22 protein-coding genes are annotated in these 20597 nt (G+C 41.1%); 12 read left to right on the top strand and 10 right to left on the bottom strand.

Translation table 11 applies throughout. From position 1 onward, the window contains the following. The first annotated feature begins 247 nt into the window (after positions 1-247). On the top strand, positions 248-1324 hold the full coding sequence (gene recA / locus ACM5QX_RS04265) for a recombinase RecA (protein WP_011321581.1): 1077 nt from the start codon (positions 248-250) through the stop codon (positions 1322-1324). Between the two features lie 348 nt (positions 1325-1672). On the opposite strand, the gene ACM5QX_RS04260 is transcribed toward recA, so the two are convergent. Then, a complete protein-coding gene (locus ACM5QX_RS04260; protein ID WP_414752517.1) occupies positions 1673-2377 on the bottom strand; it encodes an FHA domain-containing protein in 705 nt (234 codons plus the stop codon). Positions 2378-2719: 342 nt separating this feature from the next. Next, on the bottom strand, positions 2720-4294 hold the full coding sequence (locus ACM5QX_RS04255; protein WP_414752516.1) for a protein kinase domain-containing protein: 1575 nt from the start codon (positions 4292-4294) through the stop codon (positions 2720-2722). A 512-nt stretch (positions 4295-4806) separates the two neighbouring features. On the opposite strand from ACM5QX_RS04255, the gene ACM5QX_RS04250 reads away from it, so the two are divergent. After that, on the top strand, positions 4807-5199 hold the full coding sequence (locus tag ACM5QX_RS04250; RefSeq protein ID WP_414752515.1) for a hypothetical protein: 393 nt from the start codon (positions 4807-4809) through the stop codon (positions 5197-5199). 118 nt (positions 5200-5317) lie between these two features. Then, positions 5318-5479, top strand: a complete 162-nt coding sequence (locus ACM5QX_RS04245) for a metallothionein (protein ID WP_084789106.1) — start codon at positions 5318-5320, stop codon at positions 5477-5479. Positions 5480-5527: 48 nt separating this feature from the next. On the opposite strand, the gene hemL is transcribed toward ACM5QX_RS04245, so the two are convergent. Beyond that, positions 5528-6826, bottom strand: coding sequence for a glutamate-1-semialdehyde 2,1-aminomutase (gene hemL / locus ACM5QX_RS04240; protein WP_011321576.1), 1299 nt, complete (start codon positions 6824-6826; stop codon positions 5528-5530). Between the two features lie 109 nt (positions 6827-6935). On the opposite strand from hemL, the gene ACM5QX_RS04235 reads away from it, so the two are divergent. Together ACM5QX_RS04235 and hisIE are read left to right on the top strand one after the other, a co-directional pair. Then, positions 6936-7130: a ChaB family protein gene (locus ACM5QX_RS04235; protein WP_011321575.1), complete on the top strand. Its 195-nt coding sequence runs from the start codon at positions 6936-6938 to the stop codon at positions 7128-7130. 88 nt (positions 7131-7218) lie between these two features. Continuing rightward, positions 7219-7869 (top strand): bifunctional phosphoribosyl-AMP cyclohydrolase/phosphoribosyl-ATP diphosphatase HisIE, encoded by a 651-nt coding sequence (hisIE, locus tag ACM5QX_RS04230; protein WP_414752514.1) that lies wholly within the window; start codon positions 7219-7221, stop codon positions 7867-7869. Between the two features lie 50 nt (positions 7870-7919). Here the strand turns inward: hisIE and ACM5QX_RS04225 are convergent, their stop codons facing one another. After that, entirely contained in the window at positions 7920-9179 is a 1260-nt protein-coding gene (locus ACM5QX_RS04225) for an MFS transporter (RefSeq protein ID WP_414752513.1), read from the bottom strand. 447 nt (positions 9180-9626) lie between these two features. On the opposite strand from ACM5QX_RS04225, the gene ACM5QX_RS04220 reads away from it, so the two are divergent. After that, entirely contained in the window at positions 9627-9824 is a 198-nt protein-coding gene (locus ACM5QX_RS04220) for a DUF2811 domain-containing protein (RefSeq protein ID WP_010997412.1), read from the top strand. 421 nt (positions 9825-10245) lie between these two features. Here ACM5QX_RS04220 and ACM5QX_RS04215 read toward each other — a convergent pair whose 3' ends face one another. After that, positions 10246-10962, bottom strand: coding sequence for a response regulator transcription factor (locus tag ACM5QX_RS04215; RefSeq protein ID WP_011321571.1), 717 nt, complete (start codon positions 10960-10962; stop codon positions 10246-10248). Between the two features lie 659 nt (positions 10963-11621). On the opposite strand from ACM5QX_RS04215, the gene ACM5QX_RS04210 reads away from it, so the two are divergent. Beyond that, positions 11622-12248 carry a CPP1-like family protein gene (locus ACM5QX_RS04210; protein WP_414752512.1) on the top strand — a complete coding sequence of 209 codons (627 nt, stop codon included), beginning with the start codon at positions 11622-11624 and terminating at the stop codon, positions 12246-12248. Between the two features lie 77 nt (positions 12249-12325). Here the strand turns inward: ACM5QX_RS04210 and ACM5QX_RS04205 are convergent, their stop codons facing one another. Further along, positions 12326-13021, bottom strand: a complete 696-nt coding sequence (locus ACM5QX_RS04205) for an HAD family hydrolase (RefSeq protein WP_414752511.1) — start codon at positions 13019-13021, stop codon at positions 12326-12328. Between the two features lie 201 nt (positions 13022-13222). On the opposite strand from ACM5QX_RS04205, the gene ACM5QX_RS04200 reads away from it, so the two are divergent. The 5 genes from ACM5QX_RS04200 (at position 13223) to ACM5QX_RS04180 (ending at position 16976) form a co-directional block, all read left to right on the top strand. Beyond that, on the top strand, positions 13223-13864 hold the full coding sequence (locus ACM5QX_RS04200) for a hypothetical protein (protein WP_011321568.1): 642 nt from the start codon (positions 13223-13225) through the stop codon (positions 13862-13864). A 10-nt stretch (positions 13865-13874) separates the two neighbouring features. Beyond that, positions 13875-14681 (top strand): pentapeptide repeat-containing protein, encoded by an 807-nt coding sequence (locus ACM5QX_RS04195; protein ID WP_414752510.1) that lies wholly within the window; start codon positions 13875-13877, stop codon positions 14679-14681. Between the two features lie 467 nt (positions 14682-15148). Then, positions 15149-15811, top strand: a complete 663-nt coding sequence (locus ACM5QX_RS04190; protein ID WP_414752509.1) for a cadmium resistance transporter — start codon at positions 15149-15151, stop codon at positions 15809-15811. Between the two features lie 294 nt (positions 15812-16105). Further along, complete coding sequence (locus ACM5QX_RS04185) at positions 16106-16543, top strand: DUF6918 family protein (protein WP_041456512.1); 438 nt, start codon at positions 16106-16108, stop codon at positions 16541-16543. 226 nt (positions 16544-16769) lie between these two features. After that, positions 16770-16976 (top strand): RNA-binding S4 domain-containing protein, encoded by a 207-nt coding sequence (locus tag ACM5QX_RS04180; protein WP_414752508.1) that lies wholly within the window; start codon positions 16770-16772, stop codon positions 16974-16976. An 18-nt stretch (positions 16977-16994) separates the two neighbouring features. Here the strand turns inward: ACM5QX_RS04180 and ACM5QX_RS04175 are convergent, their stop codons facing one another. The 4 genes from ACM5QX_RS04175 to ACM5QX_RS04160 all read right to left on the bottom strand — a co-directional run bounded on the left by ACM5QX_RS04175 (position 16995) and on the right by ACM5QX_RS04160 (position 20391). Beyond that, a complete protein-coding gene (locus ACM5QX_RS04175; protein WP_414752507.1) occupies positions 16995-17978 on the bottom strand; it encodes an SDR family NAD(P)-dependent oxidoreductase in 984 nt (327 codons plus the stop codon). Between the two features lie 55 nt (positions 17979-18033). Beyond that, positions 18034-18849: a DUF1838 domain-containing protein gene (locus ACM5QX_RS04170; protein WP_414752506.1), complete on the bottom strand. Its 816-nt coding sequence runs from the start codon at positions 18847-18849 to the stop codon at positions 18034-18036. 21 nt (positions 18850-18870) lie between these two features. Next, positions 18871-19080, bottom strand: a complete 210-nt coding sequence (locus ACM5QX_RS04165; protein WP_414752505.1) for a hypothetical protein — start codon at positions 19078-19080, stop codon at positions 18871-18873. A gap of 117 nt (positions 19081-19197) precedes the next feature. Next, positions 19198-20391: an AbrB family transcriptional regulator gene (locus tag ACM5QX_RS04160; protein ID WP_414752504.1), complete on the bottom strand. Its 1194-nt coding sequence runs from the start codon at positions 20389-20391 to the stop codon at positions 19198-19200. Positions 20392-20597 lie beyond the last annotated feature (206 nt).

Here is a 20597-nt window from a genome sequence, read left to right as displayed (position 1 = left end):
GGGAGTAGTGAGACAATTCAGTCATCAGGATGGAGTAGCATACTGTTCAGTAGCGCCAGTAAAAATTTTGGCAAGTACATGAAGATATTTCTGATCGCACCTGCGGAATATTGGGTTACGATCTTGTCAAAGTTACTTTTTAATTTGAGAAGCCCTATACTAGAATTTTCCGGCTAAAATAGTATATCTGTTCTACTCAAACTCCAAACCCCACACTCCTTAAATCCATACATTTTTAGAGGCAGTAATGGCTATCAATACCGATACTTCAGGCAAGCAAAAAGCGCTAACTATGGTACTCAACCAGATTGAGCGCAGCTTCGGTAAAGGAGCAATCATGCGCCTGGGCGATGCTACCCGGATGCGGGTAGAAACGATTTCCACAGGAGCGCTCACCTTGGATTTAGCATTGGGTGGCGGTTTGCCCAAGGGGCGGGTGATTGAGATTTATGGCCCGGAAAGTTCCGGTAAAACAACAGTAGCACTCCACGCGATCGCCGAAGTACAAAAAGAAGGCGGAATTGCTGCTTTTGTGGATGCTGAACACGCCCTTGACCCCACCTACGCCTCGGCCTTAGGTGTAGATATTCAAAACTTGCTGGTCTCCCAACCAGACACCGGTGAATCCGCGTTGGAAATTGTTGATCAGCTGGTACGCTCCGCCGCCGTTGATATTGTAGTTATTGACTCAGTAGCAGCGTTGGTTCCCCGTGCAGAAATCGAAGGCGATATGGGTGATGCCCATGTTGGTTTACAAGCGAGATTAATGAGCCAAGCTCTACGTAAAATTACTGGCAATATTGGTAAATCTGGTTGTACAGTAATTTTCATTAACCAGTTGCGGCAGAAAATTGGTGTTACCTACGGTAGCCCGGAAACAACAACTGGTGGTAACGCCTTGAAGTTCTACGCTTCAGTGCGTTTAGATATTCGTCGGATTCAAACCTTGAAAAAAGGTACTGATGAATTTGGTAACCGAGTTAAAGTCAAAGTTGCGAAAAATAAAGTTGCACCGCCTTTTAGAATTGCGGAATTTGACATTATTTTTGGTAAAGGTGTTTCCACTCTAGGTTGTTTAGTAGATTTAGCTGAAGAAACTGGTATCTTACTCCGTAAGGGAGCATGGTATAGTTACAACGGCGATAATATTTCTCAAGGTCGAGATAACGCTATCAAGTATCTGGAAGAAAAACCAGAATTTGCTGAACAGATTAAACAACAGGTGCGTGAAAAATTGGACAAGGGCGCTGTTGTTTCTGCAAACTCGGTAGCCAAAGCTAACGAAGAAGATGAAGAAGATGTTGACTTAGACGAGGAAGAATAATATTGATAGTGTGATGAACTAGGTAAATATAATTCCTTAAACTAAGTAATCACACTACCGCAATCCGCAACTATCTCTAAAATGATACGATTCATCTGAAGATTACTCCATATGGGGTAATCTTTTAATTTATGGATTTTAATAAAACAGGACTTACGCAACTTGTATATTAGTAGGGTGTGTCAATAAACAAGTTTTTGATATCTGACGCATCCTGCACGAAGTACATTATGTAACACTTATATAAGTTCTATGAAACTGAAATAAATTGTTATTCTAAATTATAAGTAAAGGGATGATTGGTGAAACAAAACCAGATTGTCTTAATCTTGTTTCACCAGAATCAAATTATCTCTGTCTCTGAAAAAAACAGTCTAAAATCTCCGATTTATGCTCAGGACTTAAATCCTGATGTTCATATTTTAAACTTTCTAGAGAATCAGTCCCTATAAAAATTTGTACAGTATCTTCTGAGTTTTCACTTCGATGTTTCTGTGTTTGAGGTATCGTTGGCTTCAAAAAATCTGTTGTTACTGTTGGTAAAAGACGACTGCTATAATTCAAGAAGAAATTAAATGTTAAACTTCCTAAGCGGATAATATCACCATCTTTAAGTCTCACTGGCTGATATATTTGCTCTCCATTAACAAAAGAACCATTTGTACTGTTGAAATCAATTAAGTAAAAGCCTTGATTGTCAATATATTGAACTGCCGCATGGTGACGAGACAACAGTTTATCGTAGGTGGAAATACCATTATTATGATCGCGCCCTATCGTCCAAGTTAACTGTGGTTGCTGTAGGGTTTGTGTTTGATTGTTACATAAGTTGGTAATCACATATATAGCTGACTCATCGATTACCCCTTGTATATAGTAAGGCTTTGCATTAGCCCAGGATGACTGAGATAGATTGTCTAATTGAAGGATATCATTCAAAAGATCACTATGCTGTTCATACAGAGAAATAAATATCTGATATAAACTTAAGCGCCGTTCTATATCCTGGTTCTTTAACTGGAATTCTATGCCTCTATCTTGGTCTTTTAACATATGTTAATAGGAAATTTCGGCTAATTATATGTGATTTCAGGAAATGGTCAGAGAAGTTTATATCTTCTCTTCAGCTACTTTGTGTAACCAGACATTTTATCGGTTTAATGTATCTTTATCTATTGTATTCTATTACAAATAAATTTAATATAACTCATTGATTAAGATTAATCCAATTATTTTCTCTAGCTATGAAAATTTATGATTCAATGCTCATTTATATTCAATTTTTTTAGAAGTTGTGGGCATTTAAAAATCCAAATTCTAATGTGATTTTTTGGACAAAAGATATGATTCATAAAAATCAATAGGAACCAAAATTCTCTGTCTTAAATCTTCCAGTTACAATAAACCTCTTTTACCATTAGGACGTATCGTCATCCAGTTAGTTTTCGCCAATGCTAGTTGCTCATCAGTAATTTTTGCACCTGTAAGATTAGCACCACACAAATTAGTGCCACGAAGATTAGCATTACTGAGATAAGCATGACTCAGGTCTGCACCACGTAGGTCTGCTCCTTCTAAGTCGGCATGATTGAAATAAGCTTTACTTAAATTAGCGTCTTTAAGGTTGGCGCGTGTCAGGCTAGCTCTGCCAAAATCACTGTTATGGAGGTTAGCTCCTTGGAGATTAGTGCTTTGTAGCTGAGCTGAATGAAAATTTGTTTCTGATAAGTCAACTCCTTGGAGATTAAGGAAATTTAAATTATGAAGAGCAAAGTCGCGTCTCCCTTTAAGATAAGCTTTCATTAAAGTTTGGCTATCTAGTCTACGTCCAGCTTTGGATTGTTGAGTTGGCAATGCGTTACCATTACTGTTGCTATTAGGTAATATGGCTAACTTGGCTGCTGCATCTTTAGCTCTTCTGGCTCTAATTGCGGCAGCTACCTGTGCTACACCACCTACACTAGTTGCTGCGACAGGAGAACTGCTAGATAAAACCGCAGAATTTTCTGGACGTTGGGATGTTTGCTCTTTCTCTGATTTCACTAGCAATCCCTGAGCCAAACTTTCCAAATATGGCTCGATTTCCAAGGCTTTAAGTACATCTGTGGCTGATTGGTAACGACTGCGTACTGATACTTCCAACATTTTCCGCAGCACACCAATCAGGTGGTCACTTACTTGTACCAAATGTTCCCACATGACTTCACCTGTTGTGGGATTGTAATCTAAATCTTTAGGTGTTTTACCTGTTAATAGATATACACACGTTACCCCCAAGGCATAGATATCGCTGGCATAAACTGGACGCATTGCCATTTGCTCTGGAGGTGCAAAACCAGGAGTGCCAATTGCATAGGCCGTTAGTGCGGTGTTTGCCGATTGGTTTGTAATTGCTTGGCTGACTTGGTTTTTGACCGCACCAAAGTCAATCAATACCATTCTGGCATCTTGAGAACGGCGAATTAAATTGGCTGGTTTGATATCACGGTGAATTACTTTATGCTCATGGATGTATTGCAGTAAGGGCAAAATTTCACTTAAAAATTGCTTTACACCTGCTTCGCTCAGAGTGCCATTAAGTTTGACCTCCTGTTGAAGAGTGGAACCACTGATATATTCCTGAACTAAGTAGAATTGTTCTTGCTCTTCAAAGTAGTCTAGCAATCGTGGTACTTGGGGATGATTACCAATTGTGCCTAAGGTTTTGGCTTCTCGCTCGAATAGTTCTCGCGCCATCTGCAAAACGTGTGGTGCTGTTCCTGAAGGACGTAATTGTTTAATTACACAACTTGGTTCCCCTGGCAATATTTGATCATGGGCTAAAAAGGTTGCACCGAAGCCACCCTGACCCAATGGTTTCAGCACCCGATAGCGATCGCGCAACAGTAGCCGTGAGCCACAAGCCTCACACCTTTGGCTATATGCTACATTTTCTGGATTTGGACAGGTAGGATTAATGCAGTAGCTCATGCACTGTCAACTCGCTGCACGAATAAATAATAGAAAGCGTTATGCTCTGTTTCAATTATTGAGATATAAAATCAACTCTTACTAGGTAATTTTTGCTGGAACTCCTTTAAAGAATTCCTAAAGTTGTACCTGGGTTACGTAAAGCGATTCTCATCATTGAATGATTTATTATACTTATGCTAACAAATAGTGTCGAGACTAAATATTTTCTCGTGAAACTTTTTAAGAATTGAGATTTCTATTTTTTCTACATAAATGTCTTTTACAATTCGATTTTTTCAGTTATTCTACTCAAGATTATTTGCAATAAGATGAGTAAATCAGTAATACTAACTAGAAATACTACCTTTTAGCCTTTGATGCGTTGGAAATTGGTGTAGTAAGCTATACTGAAAATTCCCAAAATAGCCATAAAAAGAATGGGGGTTAGGGTGTTTGATTATCTTTTCTTGATAGCCTCTATTACACTGATATCTTTACCCAAAACTGAATCACCCATCCAAACAACCATTATGGTACAAAATACCCAACAACCTGCTCTAAGTTTGAATGTTAATCTTTTAGAGGTATATGAAACATTGATACCACCTCCTGGTGCGGCAGAAAATTACCCAGTTGGTCACGCTGTTGTCAGGTTGAGACTGGAGAATTCGACGCTCAATCATCTAAATATCAACGCGCAGAAAGTCGAACTTAAACAAGCAGATAATAATAAAATTTTGATTTCTCAGGTAGTGCAACCATTTAATTTAGCTGGACTACAAATTTTTGAACAAGGCTTTTATTTAACTAATGCTCAAGGCTTTAGTGGTGCAAAAAAAGTTAAAGCTGTATTCACCTATGAACTTCATGGTAAGAGCTATAGTGTAGAGTCTCCCATACTGGATGTTGTACAGACTCTTTGAATTGCTGAGAGTAGCCAAACGTAATTATATAACCTAATTGTTACATTTTATTAAGCAATACTTGAACATCTGTTCAGATATTGTAGTGTAATCACAAGTGAAAACGGAGGAAATAATTATGACAACCGTAACTCAAATGAAATGTGCCTGTCCGAGTTGCTTGTGTATCATTTCCGTAGAAGATGCCATCAATAAAGAGGGTAAATACTATTGTTCTGAAGGCTGTGCCGAAGGTCACAAAACTATAAAAGGTTGTAACCATAATGGCTGTGGCTGTTAAAAAGTTCTGATTTTTGAGTGCTGAGTTATTATACTCAGCACTCAGTATTTAGATACTAGATAGAACTTCGCGGGCGATCGCGATCGTCTGATCAATATCTTCGTCAGTGTGAGCTAAAGAGGTAAAACCAGCCTCAAATTGGGAAGGTGCTAAATAAACACCCCGCTCTAACATACCGCGATGGAAGCGGCCAAATTTAGCTGTGTCAGAATTTTTGGCATCTTCATAGTTATGCACAGGGCCAGAGGTAAAGAATAAACCAAACATGGCGCTAATATGACCACCGCAAGCTGCATGACCTGTTTCCTGGGCAACTTGCAGTAACCCATCTGCTAACTTCTTAGTAATCCGCTCTAGATACTCATAAGCACCGGGCTTTTGCAATAACTCCAGAGTTTTAATCCCGGCTGTCATGGCTAAAGGATTACCAGAAAGCGTTCCTGCTTGATACACGGGGCCCGCAGGCGCAATCATAGACATAATATCCCGACGACCACCATAAGCACCCACTGGCAAACCACCACCGATAACTTTCCCTAAAGTCGTCAAATCGGGTGTAACGCCAAACTTTTCTTGAGCGCCACCATAGGCAATACGGAAACCGGTCATCACTTCATCAAACACGAGTAAAGCTCCATGTTCGTGAGTTAGTTCCCGCAGTCCTTCCAAAAAGCCGGCATCAGGAGTAATAAACCCAGCATTACCAACAACTGGTTCGAGAATGACACCAGCGATTTGATCGCGGTTTTCTGCAAATAATGCCTTAACAGCTTCGAGGTCATTGTATGGGGCTGTGAGAGTGCTGCTGGTTGCAGATTTTGGTACACCAGGGGAATCGGGTAAACCTAGTGTGGCTACACCAGAGCCGGCTTTGACCAGAAACATATCGGCGTGTCCGTGGTAACAGCCTTCAAACTTGATGACTTTCTCCCGGTTAGTGAAAGCACGCATCAGACGCAATACAGCCATACAAGCTTCTGTCCCTGAGTTGACGAATCTTACCATTTCGATGCTGGGAACAGCAGCGATGACCATTTCCGCCAAAACATTTTCCAAGAATGAAGGCGCACCAAAACTAGTACCTTTTTCTAAAGCTTCATGCAACGCCCCGATGACATCTGGATGAGCATGACCGCAAATGGCAGGCCCCCAAGTGCCTACATAGTCGATGTATTGGTTGCCATCTACATCCCAGATGTATGCACCCTTTACATGATCAAATACGATGGGTTGCCCCCCTACAGATTTAAAAGCGCGCACAGGGGAGCTGACACCACCTGGCATCAGGTTTTGGGCGGCAGCGAAGATTTCTTGTGATTTTGTGGTTTTAATAGTGGTATTTACCAAGGGTCTCTCCTAACAATGGGCAACGAAAAAAAGCTCTATCTCAGGATAGGGTTAAAAATCGCCTAGAACTTCTATCGTATAAAATAAGCAGAACCAAAAAAATAACAATATGTTATACAAGTCCAACGAAGACTTGCCTTTAGAAGTCCGCTCTCAACTATCTCAGTCTCATCAAGACCTTTATCGAGCAGCTTTTAACTCGGCAATCCATTGGTATGGAGAAGTTGCCAAAGCTCATCACGTTGCTTTAAGTGCTGTCAGGATGCAGTCGGCTATGGATAGGACTGTTGTTTTACAAGGATGAAAAAATATTACTCGAAAAAATCATGCCAGCTGCTGTATACAGAATGGTATCGTGAAACCATGAATCATTCTCATTAAATTTAGCTGGTATGTCCTTCATCGATTCACACTCACCACAAAATGTTATCCCCGTCGAAGAAATCCGCTACGATGAACGGGGTTTAGTGCCAGCTATTGTGCAAGATTATTTGGATGGCACAGTCCTTATGATGGCGTGGATGAATCGAGAGTCTTTACAAAAGACTTTAGATACAGGGGAAACTTGGTTTTGGAGTCGTTCCCGACAGGAATTATGGCATAAGGGCGGAACTTCTGGCCATACCCAAAAGGTGCAAAGCATACGTTATGACTGTGACAGTGATGCACTGCTAGTTGGCGTGGAGCAGATTGGAGATATTGCTTGCCATACTGGTGAACGTAGTTGTTTCCATCAAGTGGAAGGAAAAATTGTGCCACCGCCAGGAGATACGTTATCTCAGGTATTTCAGGTAATTTGCGATCGCCAAAATCACCCCAGCGAAAGTTCCTATACCAGCAAGTTATTTGCAGGTGGCGATAATAAGATTTTAAAGAAGATTGGCGAGGAATCGGCTGAAGTAGTGATGGCTTGTAAGGATGATGACCAAGAGGCGATCGCTGGTGAGGTGGCAGATTTGCTGTACCACACTTTGGTGGCTTTAGCTCACCATCAAGTAGATATCAAGGCAGTTTATCGGAAGTTACAAGAACGTAGGCGTTAGGGATTGGGGACTGGGGATTGGGAGATGACAAAGAATGAAAATTAACTTTTCTACTGCCCATTCCCCAAAACATGATTGAGGTATTGCAGGATTGTCAGGGCGATCGCTACACTCAAGACAAAACCTAACCATAGGTTTTGGGTAATTGCTTGGGGTTGATCTAATGCCCAACCACCAAGAGGGGAACCGATAAAGGAACCAGCAGCCCAGCAAAGGGAGTTAATGGAGAAATACACCCCACGTTGTGATTCTGGGCTTAAGTCGCTGACTAGAGAGGCAGCAGAGGGTGTGTAGGAAACACCTGCTATGGCAAATATGGCTAAGGCTAAGATCACCCAAATCAATTGGTGGGATGAGGTGGTGCTGGTAATCCAAATAAGACTAAAACCAATTGCCCAAAACACAGCCGAAATAGTCAGCGCTAGGGTATGGGAAGAGCGCTTGAGAATACTGGTCACAGGCATTTGACAAATAATAGCCAACACAAGATGCCAAGCAAATAAGGCGCTAATAGTAGCTTCATCAAATCCTTTCCCTGTTTCTCCCAGATTGAGGAAGTTTTTTAAGTAGATGGGGAGAACATTGTGTATTTGCGAAATATAGATGGTGAATAAGACATTGACTGCGATATATGTCAGGAAACGGCGATCGCTTAATGCTGCTATCCAAACCGTAAACTGTTGTTGTGCTGGTGCAGTTGTGGATGAACCAGGTTCTTTGATTGCGAGATAAACCACGGCAAAAAACACCATAAAAGAAATGGCATCAACGATGAATAGCCAACGGTAATTTTGAGCGATCGTGATCAACACCCCAGCTAATACGGAGCCTATGGCTAATCCTAGATGATCTGCTAGTCGAGTCAGCGCAAAAGCTTCTCGACGATGCTCTACTTGGCTACTGTCGGCGACAATCGCTTCCGTTGCTGGCCAGTAAATACCCATACCTAATCCGTAAATTAGATTACCAATTATCAGGGTGGTGAAATTAGTAATTGTTGCCAACACTAAAGACCCCATTGCCAAAACTGCCATTGCTAGCAACAAAGTTCGACGACGACCCCACTTAGGAGAATCAGTTAAGGAACCACCCAAAATTCTGCCAAAAAAACCAGAAGTAGCCGCACTTGCCAAGCCAAAACCAACCGCAGTTGCAGATAAACCCACTTGGTTAACAAAAAATATGGGGGCGTAAAACACAGTGAAGCCTGAACCAACTTCTGATAGGAATCTGGCGATCGCTAAAACCCAAATTTGGGGATGTATCGGAGATAACCACGCTGATAGTTGGGACGGTAGCGCAATTTTCATCGGATTAATTGTTATCAAAAGATAATTTTTTTGTAATTCTTATCATTCGGTGAAATTTTCCTCACCGATTCCACAGGATTTCCACAGGGATTTTCATAGTTTTCCACAGATGGTCTACGAGGCAATAGGCTGTTGCTGTCTTACTGGGGATTTTTAACTTACGTGTTTAATAATTGGTAGGGACTGAGTTTTTATTAATTAATGTAACAAAAATTCACCTTTGATCCTGATTGTTGCGTCCAGGTCTGTTTTTTATACAACCGTTTTTAACATTTCGCAGCATTGACAAACCCACCCCCTCATATCGCACAATGATTCGACCTGGGTTTGTAGTTTGTTCAACCGTTGACATCAAGACCAAAAATCGATGTCTGTCGGATGGTTATCTGCAACTAGCTAACTACAAGCAATCTATCCCCTTGACTGACCTCAAAGAAGGAAAATGTTATGAACTCGACAGTTAGTATTTTTACAGAAATCCCTGAAACTCTCCATGATTCTCTGAAAAATTACTTAGAAACACATCCTGATTGGGATCAAAATCGTGTCTTAACGGCAGCACTGTCATTGTTTTTACTACAAAATGGAGATAGCGATCGCCGTGCTGCCCGTGTTTACTTAGAAACTTTATTTCATCACTGCTAAGTAGAAATGTCTCGTACCGATTTGCCACAAACAGCTAATGTACCAGGCATTCTCAAGTGCTGGTACGGACGGTACTATGATTACTTATTCCTGTCATGGATACGCTATATCGTGTCCATGAGAATTTTTTTATTTAAATCAACCGTCTCCTAGTAGTTCACCAACCCAAAATTGCTAGGCTAAGGTAAGCAGGGGGAGCAGAGATAATAAGGAGACTGTTTTTGCTCCTATTAACCTTGCAAAGTTGAATTGCCAGACTATTAGCGTAGGCTTTTGGTTGTTTACATGAAAATATCGCTCATACACTGACTTCATTGCACGTCTTTGAGCGATTTGATTAATCTAGTTTTTAATTATACGAAGAAAATATCTAGTCTAAGTGTAAAAACAATTATTTAAACCTAGACTATGAGCCACATATTTAAGCATTGGTTTCCACCTGTGAATGAGTGGGACATTCAAATTTATACCCTACCCCACGCACAGTCTGAATTAATGCTGGTTGGCTAGCGTCCACTTCAATTTTCTTGCGAATTTGACCGATATGTACGTCTACAACTCGCTGGTCGCCTACATATTCGTAGTCCCAGACCTCTTGAATTAGTTCGGCGCGTCGCCACACTCGGCCAGGATGGCTGGCTAAGAAATGTAACAAATCAAATTCTAGAGCAGTTAAGGGTACAGCTTGGCTGTTAAGTGTCACTTCTCGCCGTACAGGGTCAATCATCAGTTTTTCAAATGTTAACCGTTTCTGTTCTGCGGTGGTGACAACGCGCTGTCTTCTTAAAATAGCTCCGACCCTGACTTCTAGTTCTCCCAGACCAAAGGGTTTGGTGAGGTAGTCATCAGCACCTTTAGCAAAGCCGCGAATCTTGTCAGCTTCATCTGCACGGCTAGTTAGCATCAGAACAAAAACACCATTACGACTTTGCATCTCTTGGCAGAGGTTAAACCCAATGACATCTGGTAAATTGACATCCAAAATTACCAAATCTGGGTTAAATTGCTCAAATAGAGATAAGGCTGTCTTACCATCTTCGGCAGCCTCCACCTGATAGTTTTGCTTTATCAAAAAGCGTTGGATTAAATTCCGAACCGCAGGGTCGTCATCAACTACAAGAATCTTGGCAGGAGCCATGACCATCACTTTGCACAAAAATTAATAAGATTAACAGCAGTATGGCGTAAAAACGCAGTTTCTACTTGGGAATATTTAAGAAACTACAAAACTCAGGATAAAATTGCCTGATGATCCACATAACAATGTAATCACATTGCAGCATAACGACATCAGGAAGAGTTTAGTAGTAATCCCTAGATTTGTAGGGAATGACTTTTATTCTCAACTTTGATGTTGCGTCATCTTTGGGTTTTAGCCACAGCAGTGTGTTTTTAAGTTTAGTGGAAATTTAAAACTTTTCAATTTTAAATCTTTATCTGGATTGATACTACTACTGAATCTAGTGGCTCAATCATGAAAACGCCTTTAGGGAACTGTAAATTGCCAAATCTGAAAGATAAAAGTTATTTTTTTCATAAAAATAGCTCTTAGGTATCCCTAGCTCAAATTCTAGAGTAGAGCCAGAATTGGTCAACGACATGAGGGGATACACGGAGTTATGGCAATATGTTAAAGTTACTATAGTTAAAATTTACGGGTTAATCTAACTAAGCCGTGCTAATATCCTGGTAGGGCATAAAATACCGTCGATACTTTTGTTATCGATCAAAATAAAACCTAAAATTGTTTCCTTCGATCAAAGACTGCCTCTGACTAAGGCTGAAGTATAAACTCCCATGAGCGATCAAAGTCCCTACGAAAAACTTGGGGTATCAGAAGATGCTAGCTTTGATGAGATTCAGGACGCTCGCAATCGCCTATTTGAACAATATAGTGGCGATGGCAAGAGTGTAGAAATCATTGAGGCTGCCTACGATGCGATTTTAATGGATCGTTTGAGGATGCGCCAAGAAGGTAAAATCAAAGTCCCTGAACGTATCCGCTTTCCAGAGTTAAGAGTCCAATCAGCTCCCAAAGAAAACTTAACACCCCGCGAGCAGTCCCCTGCATGGCTGCAAAAAATATTAGATCAGCCTTCAGGGACAGATGTGCTTTTGCCAGGGGTTTGGTTTTTGGGTTTGAGTGCTATTAGTGTTTTTTATCCAGCCGCAGGCGATCAAGTTTTGCAGTTGGCGTTGGTAATTGGGGTAGGAACTAGTATTTTCTTTCTCAATCGTAAAGAAGGCCGATTTGGTAGAGCAGTGTTGTTCACTCTTGTAGGTCTGATTATAGGCTTAATTACTGGTGGACTGATTGCTAACTTACTATTGCCGCAGATACCAGCCATCAGTTTCACTGCAAATCAGTTTTCAACGGTACTGACTTTTATATTATTGTGGTTGATTAGCAGTTTTCTACGCTAACTCGGTTCAGATTTGCAAGAAAAACTACCCAAAATTACCAAATCTGACCCCTTCCTGGATAGGTAGGGGTTTTTAATTTAGATTTTCACCACCGAAGATTCTAAAATAATATCTACAGCAGCACTCAGATTCTGCACAATCAGGTCAGGGTGATATTGTTGTAATTGAGTGCGATCGCGGATACCAGATTCTACAGCAATCACCTTAACACCATGTTTTTTCGCCGCCGTAATGTCGGCTTCCGTATCTCCCACCATCCAAGTATCGGCTGCGGGTGGTAATTCGGCTAATGCTCTTTGCATTAACAGAGGTTTATCGTCAATGTCACGGGTTTTCACATAGTCGTTGCTGAGACAATAACAGCGATTTTCTGGGAAGAATTGACCTAAATCATATTTTTGGAAAGCATAGTCTAGTTCCCAAACTCGACGCATGGTCATGACGACTAAATCCACCCCAACTTGTTGAACCTTTAACAAAACGTCTAAAGCACCGGGGATAGGAATGTCATACTGAAAGTAAGGTTCTGTATGCACTGTTTGACGGCGCAATTGAGAAAATTCTTGTGCTTGCACTGCATCTAAACCAGAAATTAGGGCAATTTCTTTTTCCGGAACGTGCTGACGCTTCATCTGCCAAAATTCTGCTTTAGATAATTGCCGTACTGGCTGGCCTGGATGTTGGGTTTTCTGTAAACAGAATAGGTACACACGGTAGTACCTTTCGGAAACATCCATAATTGGGCCGTCGAAATCAGTAATTAGTCTCAGCATCGCCGCAGCTAAATATTAATTAATATGAACATTATTGTAGCTTTTGTGATGAATTAATATCAAAATACTCAGTAGTTAAAGTAATTAATGGGTGTAATTCCTGGGATGATGCTGAAAGGTAGTACTAGCCTTATGGTAGTTTTAAGTTACATTCATATATTGCGAAATATTACTTTAACCTCATGACTGGAGAGCATCACCTTGGGAATAGAACTACGCAGTTTCGTATTTCTCGACAGCCTGCAACCACAACACGCGGCCTATATAGGAACAGTAGCCCAAGGTTTCTTGCCATTACCAGGAGATACATCACTGTGGATTGAAATCTCTCCTGGTATCGAGATTAATAAAATTACCGATATAGCCCTCAAAGCTGCCTCTGTCCGCCCTGGAGTGCAAGTAGTTGAGAGATTATACGGTCTATTGGAAGTACATTCAGGTTCCCAAGGCGAAACGCGGGCTGCTGGTCAAGCGATTTTGGCAGCTCTTGGAGTCAAAAGAGAAGAGTGTATTAAACCGCGAATTGTTTCCAGCCAGATTATCAGGAATATAGATGCTTACCAAACCCAACTGATCAACCGGACGCGACGAGGACAGCTACTACTAGCCGGACAGACTCTATATGTATTGGAGGTTGAGCCTGCTGCTTATGCTGCTCTAGCCGCTAATGAAGCCGAGAAAGCAGCTTCAATTAACATTCTAGAAGTTCAAGCTGTCGGTAGTTTTGGCAGGTTGTATTTAGGTGGGCAAGAAAGGGACATTCTCGCAGGTGCGGCGGGAGCGAGAGCAGCCATAGAAAGCGTAGCTGGCCGGAGCAATTCCCCAAGTGGTCGCCAGGAGTAAAGGAGAGACAATGGCAAATCTAGAGCATCTAGCTTTATTACGAGCAGGTGCAGTGAGATGGATTGAGTGGAGACAAGAAAATCCGCAAATTGAACCAGACCTCAGCACCGCAAACTTACAAGAAAATAACCTCAGGGGCGCAAATCTCGCAGGTACTAACTTAAGCCGAGTGGACTTAAGTCATGCTCTGCTTGTACGTGCTAACCTCAGTGGTGCTGACCTCAGTAGCGCCAACCTCTATCAAGCAAAAATCAGTGAAGCTAACTTGAGTGCAGCTAATTTTAGTGTGGCTAACTTGAGTCAATCGGTACTTACACAAGCAGATTTAAGCCATGCTCATTTCATTGGTGCTGATTTGAGTGGAGCCAATCTCCGGGGTGCTATTGTGGCGGAGGCTAACTTAATTGGTACTGATTTCAGTAGTGCTGATTTGAGAGATGCTGATTTGGCTGGAGCAAAACTCATCCGCTCTAACCTTTGTTTTGCGAATCTTATCGCTGCTAATCTCATTGCGGCCGATTTCAGCGAGGCAAATCTATATCAAGCAGAAGTGATGGGAGCTTACCTTTACAAAGCCAACTTCCACAAAGCTAATCTACATAAAGCACATCTAGGAGGTGCATACCTATTCCGGGCAAATTTAACGGCAGCTGACTTGAGAGGCGCTGACTTAGCCTGGGCTAATCTCACCAGTGCTAATCTGAGTGGGGCTAATTTGAGTGGGGCTAATCTTAGAGGGGCTAATTTGAAAGGTGCTAACCTCAATGAGGCCAATCTTCAAGAAACAATTATGCCTGACTCTTCCAGGCATGATTAGTTTACGACAAATAGTACAGCAAGTTATTTATAATCGATGAAAGGCCTATTTTATAGGCTTTTTGACTTTTGTTGCTTGCTTTTTTCCACACGGGTAAGAAGACGCGATGAATCGCGTCTCTACAAATGGTTTATTTATCGCATTCTTTTTTAAAGTTGGTATAGTTTGTCCCAATTGCCGGCTTGACTTAAGAAATAAAAGTCCCGAATTTCAATAGCATGAAAGGCTCAATCTGTCTACTATAAATAGTTGGAAGATTAACTATTGTTTTCTGATAAATTAATTTATATGCAACATTATACCCAATTGATAAAAGTGTAAAAAACAAGTAGATAATTACAAAAAAATACTAAGCTACTGTTGGCAAGTAATGGCACTTGGTACGGTGAAATTAGATTAATTAGCTTCTTACTTAATCTTTGGCGGAGTCGTAGGCTACTGCCTTTTTCAATTTTTAAGAATTCAGCATGAATCAGCTAGTAACGGCTTTTACAGAAAGTATGGTTGCTTTCGCAGCCACAAATATCGACGATATTATTATTTTATTGCTACTGTTCTCACAGGTAGATGCGAATTTTCGGCGATCGCATATTTGGGTCGGTCATTTACTTGGTTTTTCAATTATCATTTTAGCTAGCTTGCCAGGTTTTTTTGGTGGCTTATTTGTGCAGCGAGAATTCATAGGATTATTAGGAATTTTACCTATAATAATTGGCATTAAACAATTAGTTACAAAAGAGCAGGAAAATACCCAAATTCAAGCTGTAACTACAGATTTAAAAGGGTCTTCACCTGCTAATCCTATATTAGCTTTTATATGTAGTATTTTGCATCCTCAAGTATATAAGGTGGCAGCAGTAACTGTTGCTAATGGTGGTGACAATATTAGTATTTATATTCCTTTATTTGCTGGACAAAATCTGGTGACATTGGGAGTGATTTTAGGGGTATTTTTTTTCATGGTTGGCATCTGGTGTGTTACTGCTGATCTTTTAAGTCGTCAAGCCCCTATCGCTTATGTTTTAAGCCTTCACGGCAAAACTTTTATACCTTTTATATTGATTGCTTTGGGTTTATTTATTATGTATGAAAGAGGTACATTTAGTTTACTTATGAGTATAAAAATTTAGGATTTTTTTTGATATAAATGCGAGTTCGATACATTCAAAACAACCCCTCTCCATAGCTTGCTACCCGCAGGATACCTTTCCCCAACGTGGAGAGAGGCTTAAAACGCTAATTTTTTGGTACTCAGTTATAGGTTTTGAGCAGCCTTCCTTGGTAGGGAAGTGGTTGGGATTAGGTTTCGTCGAACTCAAGTTAAATGATCACCAATCTGATAGTATTTTCTGTAATTTCCTGCTCAGTAGGAAAAATAATTGAATTAACATCAAGTACTTTGATACCGAACAAAGAGGAGTGAAATGGGACTTAGTGACGGACTCTTGAACCCAGAGAAAAAGGCTCTGGTTGTGGAGGATTGCTGCAATATGATAGAAGCACAACTCGCTTCCAAGTCGGGTATAAGTGGTATAACCTTGAAGACTGCTTTTGCCGCACTGAAGGGGATCAAGCCTGGATATATACCCCATGTAGTGGAGCAGCTCCTACCACAGTGTTTTGAGGCGCTTGATCCGATTTGGAGTGAGGGTGTGCAGAAGGGCGATGCTGTTGGGTATTTGGTAGAAAGTCGCTCTCGCACGGCTGATGCACTACTTAGCATTACGGATGCTAGGGTCAAGGACTCGAAGCGGCAAATTGTGCGGGGAACTTATGATAAATTTCGTGGTTCAGCCAAGCAACACGTAGAGGAAGCAGTGCCAGATTTTGCTAAATTAATTGATAAATACACAAAGGCTTAAAAACTTAGGTGTTGTATATTTGTGGGATGGGTGTTTGCACCTGTCCTCGTTTTTTAGCGATAAGATTAGGACTTACCGATGAAAACGAAAGATCAAGGGTTTGGGCAAGGGTATAGGGGTATAGGAGTATAAATATTTGAAACCCTTACCCCCCTAGACCCTTACACCCGGTCTCAACAAAAAATCTGGGTGAGTAAGTTTTAAAGATACATTAATTCTGATAAGCATGATTAAACTGGATCAATTTTTGAAGTTAGTCGGTATAGCTCCGACTGGAGGGCAAGCCAAGCTGATGATTATTGATGGTGATGTCAAAGTTAATGGTGAGGTTGAAACTCGACGGGGACGAAAATTAGTATCAAGCGATCGCGTGACGGTGGCGGGGCAAGTTTTTGAGGTTGGAGACGTAATATCAAGTTCGGCTAATGAATAAAGCTAATAGTCAACAGGTTTAAGTCTTAGGTGATTTGAGGACAGTTAGTAATAGTATTGACCAAGGGATTTTAATATCTGGTATGAGCCAGGAATGCTTTCTTAATGCGGGTAATACTAAGGGTATGAGAAAACGTAGAGAGCGGAGTGACACAGGTAAATTGCCTTCTTGATCTACAAGACGATATTGTTTTGCTAGTTCCGCAACAACTTGGACGCGTCCTGTACGATTAATTACATTTGTCTGGGAGGCTAGTTTAGCTATGACTCTACCTGTGAGTAAGGGAGTTTCCCAATTGTAACGCTCCGCCAACGCCGAAATTTTTCCGTCATTTGTGTGATTTTCGCTCATTTCCCAGGCGAGGCGGGAAAAAAGTTCAGTGCCAACAATACCTGGCCAGATGGAGAGGGAGGTTATATTATAAGGTTGCAATTCTACTGCCATATCAGCCGCTAGGCGATCGCATCCTGCCTTACCTGTGCCATAAGCTGCACCGAATAAATAAGCCATCCCGCCCCAGGAGGAAATCGTACAAATCAATCCCTGCTGGCGTTTGGTCATCATTTGGGCAGCATAAACACTGGCTATATAGTGGCTACGCAACCCAACATTGTTACAAGCATCCCAGAGATTGGGTGCATTCTCCCAAAAGGGTTTTCCCTGAGCATTGGTTAATGCTTGCACTCCAGCGTAAGCATTGTTAACTAATAAGTCAAGCTGTCCATTTTGTTCATTTTGGATACGTTCAAAGAGTGAACGTACCTGCTCATCGTTGCTGTGGTCTAATTGTACGGGAATACATATACCACCGGCTTCTTCAACGGCTCTTTTAGTGTCATTAAGACTACCTGAAACATCGTTGCTAGAAGTTGAGTTACTATCCAGTCTACGTCCGGTAATGTAGACAATTGCCCCAGCTTCACCGAGTCCTATAGCAATTCCCTTACCAAGACCGCGTGTAGCGCCAGTAACTAGGGACACTTTCCCCTCTAGGAGTTTCATATTGTTTGTTAACAGTTGACTGCTGAGTCTGGAATAAGATATTCTTCCTCCTGCTTCACACTTCTTCATCTGCGGGGAGGGGAAAGATGTCGCCTGCTAGGTAAGCCTGAAAGTGCTTTTGGAAGTATAGCCAAGAGGTCATGTCTTCGCCGTCTGAGAATGTTTTTGGGGCTTGTTTATATAAAGGAACGCGGGTATTAATTTCCTCTTGTAATATGTGGGGTAATTCTGTTAAACCGTTAACTTTACTGCCAAAAGCACTATAGATAAGATTACCTGGGCGATCGCCCATTTTCATCCAAGGCAACCATTGACCGATTCTATCCCAACTCAGTTTTAGCTGAGAAACTGCCGACAGTTCTGCGTTGAATAAATCTGCGGTGGGGACGGTGAGTTTAAATAATTCTGCGGCTTGATAAGTTGGATGGGGGCTATATTCAGCAAATTTTGATTCTTCGGCTAGGGGATTGGGGTATGTGGGAAAAATATCAAAAATAAAGGTTGTGGTTTCACCTTCCACTTGAGCCGGGAATTTACCTTTAAAGTGTCCTTGTACGGGATTATTGGCTACATGGAGAACTGGTACTGTTTCCCCTGTCCAAGGATTTTCCCATTTACGTAAAATATCGTCGTTTTCTGGGTTCAAATAATAGGTGAGTTCCCTAGAAGTAAAATCCCAGCTACCTTCATTTGTAGGTAGGCATCTACTGACACTGACTCCCACCATTTTAAATAAGAGTTTTCTTTTTTCCCCTGGAATCAAGGCATAAATTTTACCTGTCCAGGTGAGGAATGTGGATTGATTAGGGTCAAGGGAAGAGCGAGTCTTCACCCAATGCTGGGCATCTAGTTCTTGGATTTGGGCAACCATCAACTTGTTTAACCACTAAATTTAATCGTCTAATAAACTCATCAATGCTTGAAATTCCAGGTCTGGAGGTTCAGATAATTGCGATCGCAATTCTAACAACTGTGTCTCTAATGCTTGTGCTACATAGAGCATATTAGATTCTTGGGCAATTTTCAGTTGATTTTCTTTAATTTTGATTTGTCGCAGCAGTTGATTTACAACGGAAGTTGCATCCCTATCATGAGAAATCATAGCTTTGCGTCTACTTAAATTTGATTATCAAATTTTAAGTACATAGTATAGATGGTATTAGCCCAAGGCGGAAATAGTAGTTAGTGCTGAATCCTCGGTAAATAATTATTTAATGTTCTATTTTGTCGCTTTAGCTTCCCGTAATCCATCAAAGTGACGGAATAAAAATAGCCACAATGGTAAAGAACTGTTAATGGCAATCAGCCTCACTAAATGGCCTGTTGTGACGACTTCCACATTGTGATTTAAGCTTAAGGAAACTAGTATCATTTCTGCTGATCCGCCTGGCGCTGTGACTAACAAACAAGTCAACCAGTCCCATGAGGATAACTGCATAGCTAGAGTAGCAGCGATCGCTCCTGCAACCAAGGTCATGAATACAGACATCAAGGCGTAGCCTACGGTTTTTTTACCAAAATTAGGTTTTTCCCCCCAATATTCACCAATGGTTATTCCCAGGAGCATTTGACCGATAATATTCACCAATAGTGGGGGATGGAAGTGAATATGACTGACAAAAGGCAAGTAATCTAGCAAAGAGTTGAATGTTGCACCCAGAACTAATGCACCAAAAAACTCTCCGGCCGGAATCTTTAATTTTATGGCTAGATAAACAATGATTCCTGTGAGTACCAGCACTACTGCCAATAATCCTAGTTGTGATGCGGCAAAATCGATTAACACTCCTTTAACTGGAAGTGTGGATGAATTCAAGTAACCACCAACGGATGTTCTGGCAATGAAGGGAATGAGTAGGACTACAGAAGTAACACGAATCGCCTGTACTAATGCTACTAATGTGACATTCCGATTATAGTCGGCGGCGATCGATGACATGACACCTACACCGCCAGGAACTGTAGCCAACATTGCCGTTAATATGTTGGTTTTACTTAAGCGGGAGTAGATATAGCCAATGCAAATACCAGATAACAGCAAGAATAAGGTGAGAAAAATAAATATAGGAATTCCGGAAACAAGACTAACTAGATTACTATTGGCATTTGATGCACCAACCGTCAGTCCGACTAGTCCCATTCCTACTTTTCTGGCGACGCGATTAGGCTGGGGAGAATAGTTATAAAAAACTCGGCATCCTTGCAGAACTGCTGTTCCAGCGGCAATTCCCCCAAATATCCAAGAAATTCCGCCAAAATGCAATTTTGTTAATGCCCAACCCAGAGGTAATGCTAGCAGCATTTCTATAGTGAGGACAATAATCTGCTTGACAATTAACTGCGATTTGGCGATTAGAGGACTGGCGTGATTGGTTTCCTTCTGGGTAGGACTAATACTTAAACTTTGATTCATTGACGGGGGTTGCTTAAATTATATTAACTATGTACTTAAAAATGGTGCGATGCCTGTGTAAATACTGACAGTTGGATGTAAACCTATTGCTGAGAATGGGCAAATGCTACAAAACTAAGTATAAAATTTGTATTTTGTAACACAATTAAAAAGGAAAATGCAGCATTAATTAATATTAGTTTATATATCCTTGGGTAACATCATCT

Source organism: Anabaena sp. CCY 9910 (genome assembly GCF_963920875.1).
GTDB classification, from domain to species: domain Bacteria; phylum Cyanobacteriota; class Cyanobacteriia; order Cyanobacteriales; family Nostocaceae; genus Trichormus; species Trichormus variabilis.
This window is presented reverse-complemented; position numbering and strand designations above follow the sequence as displayed.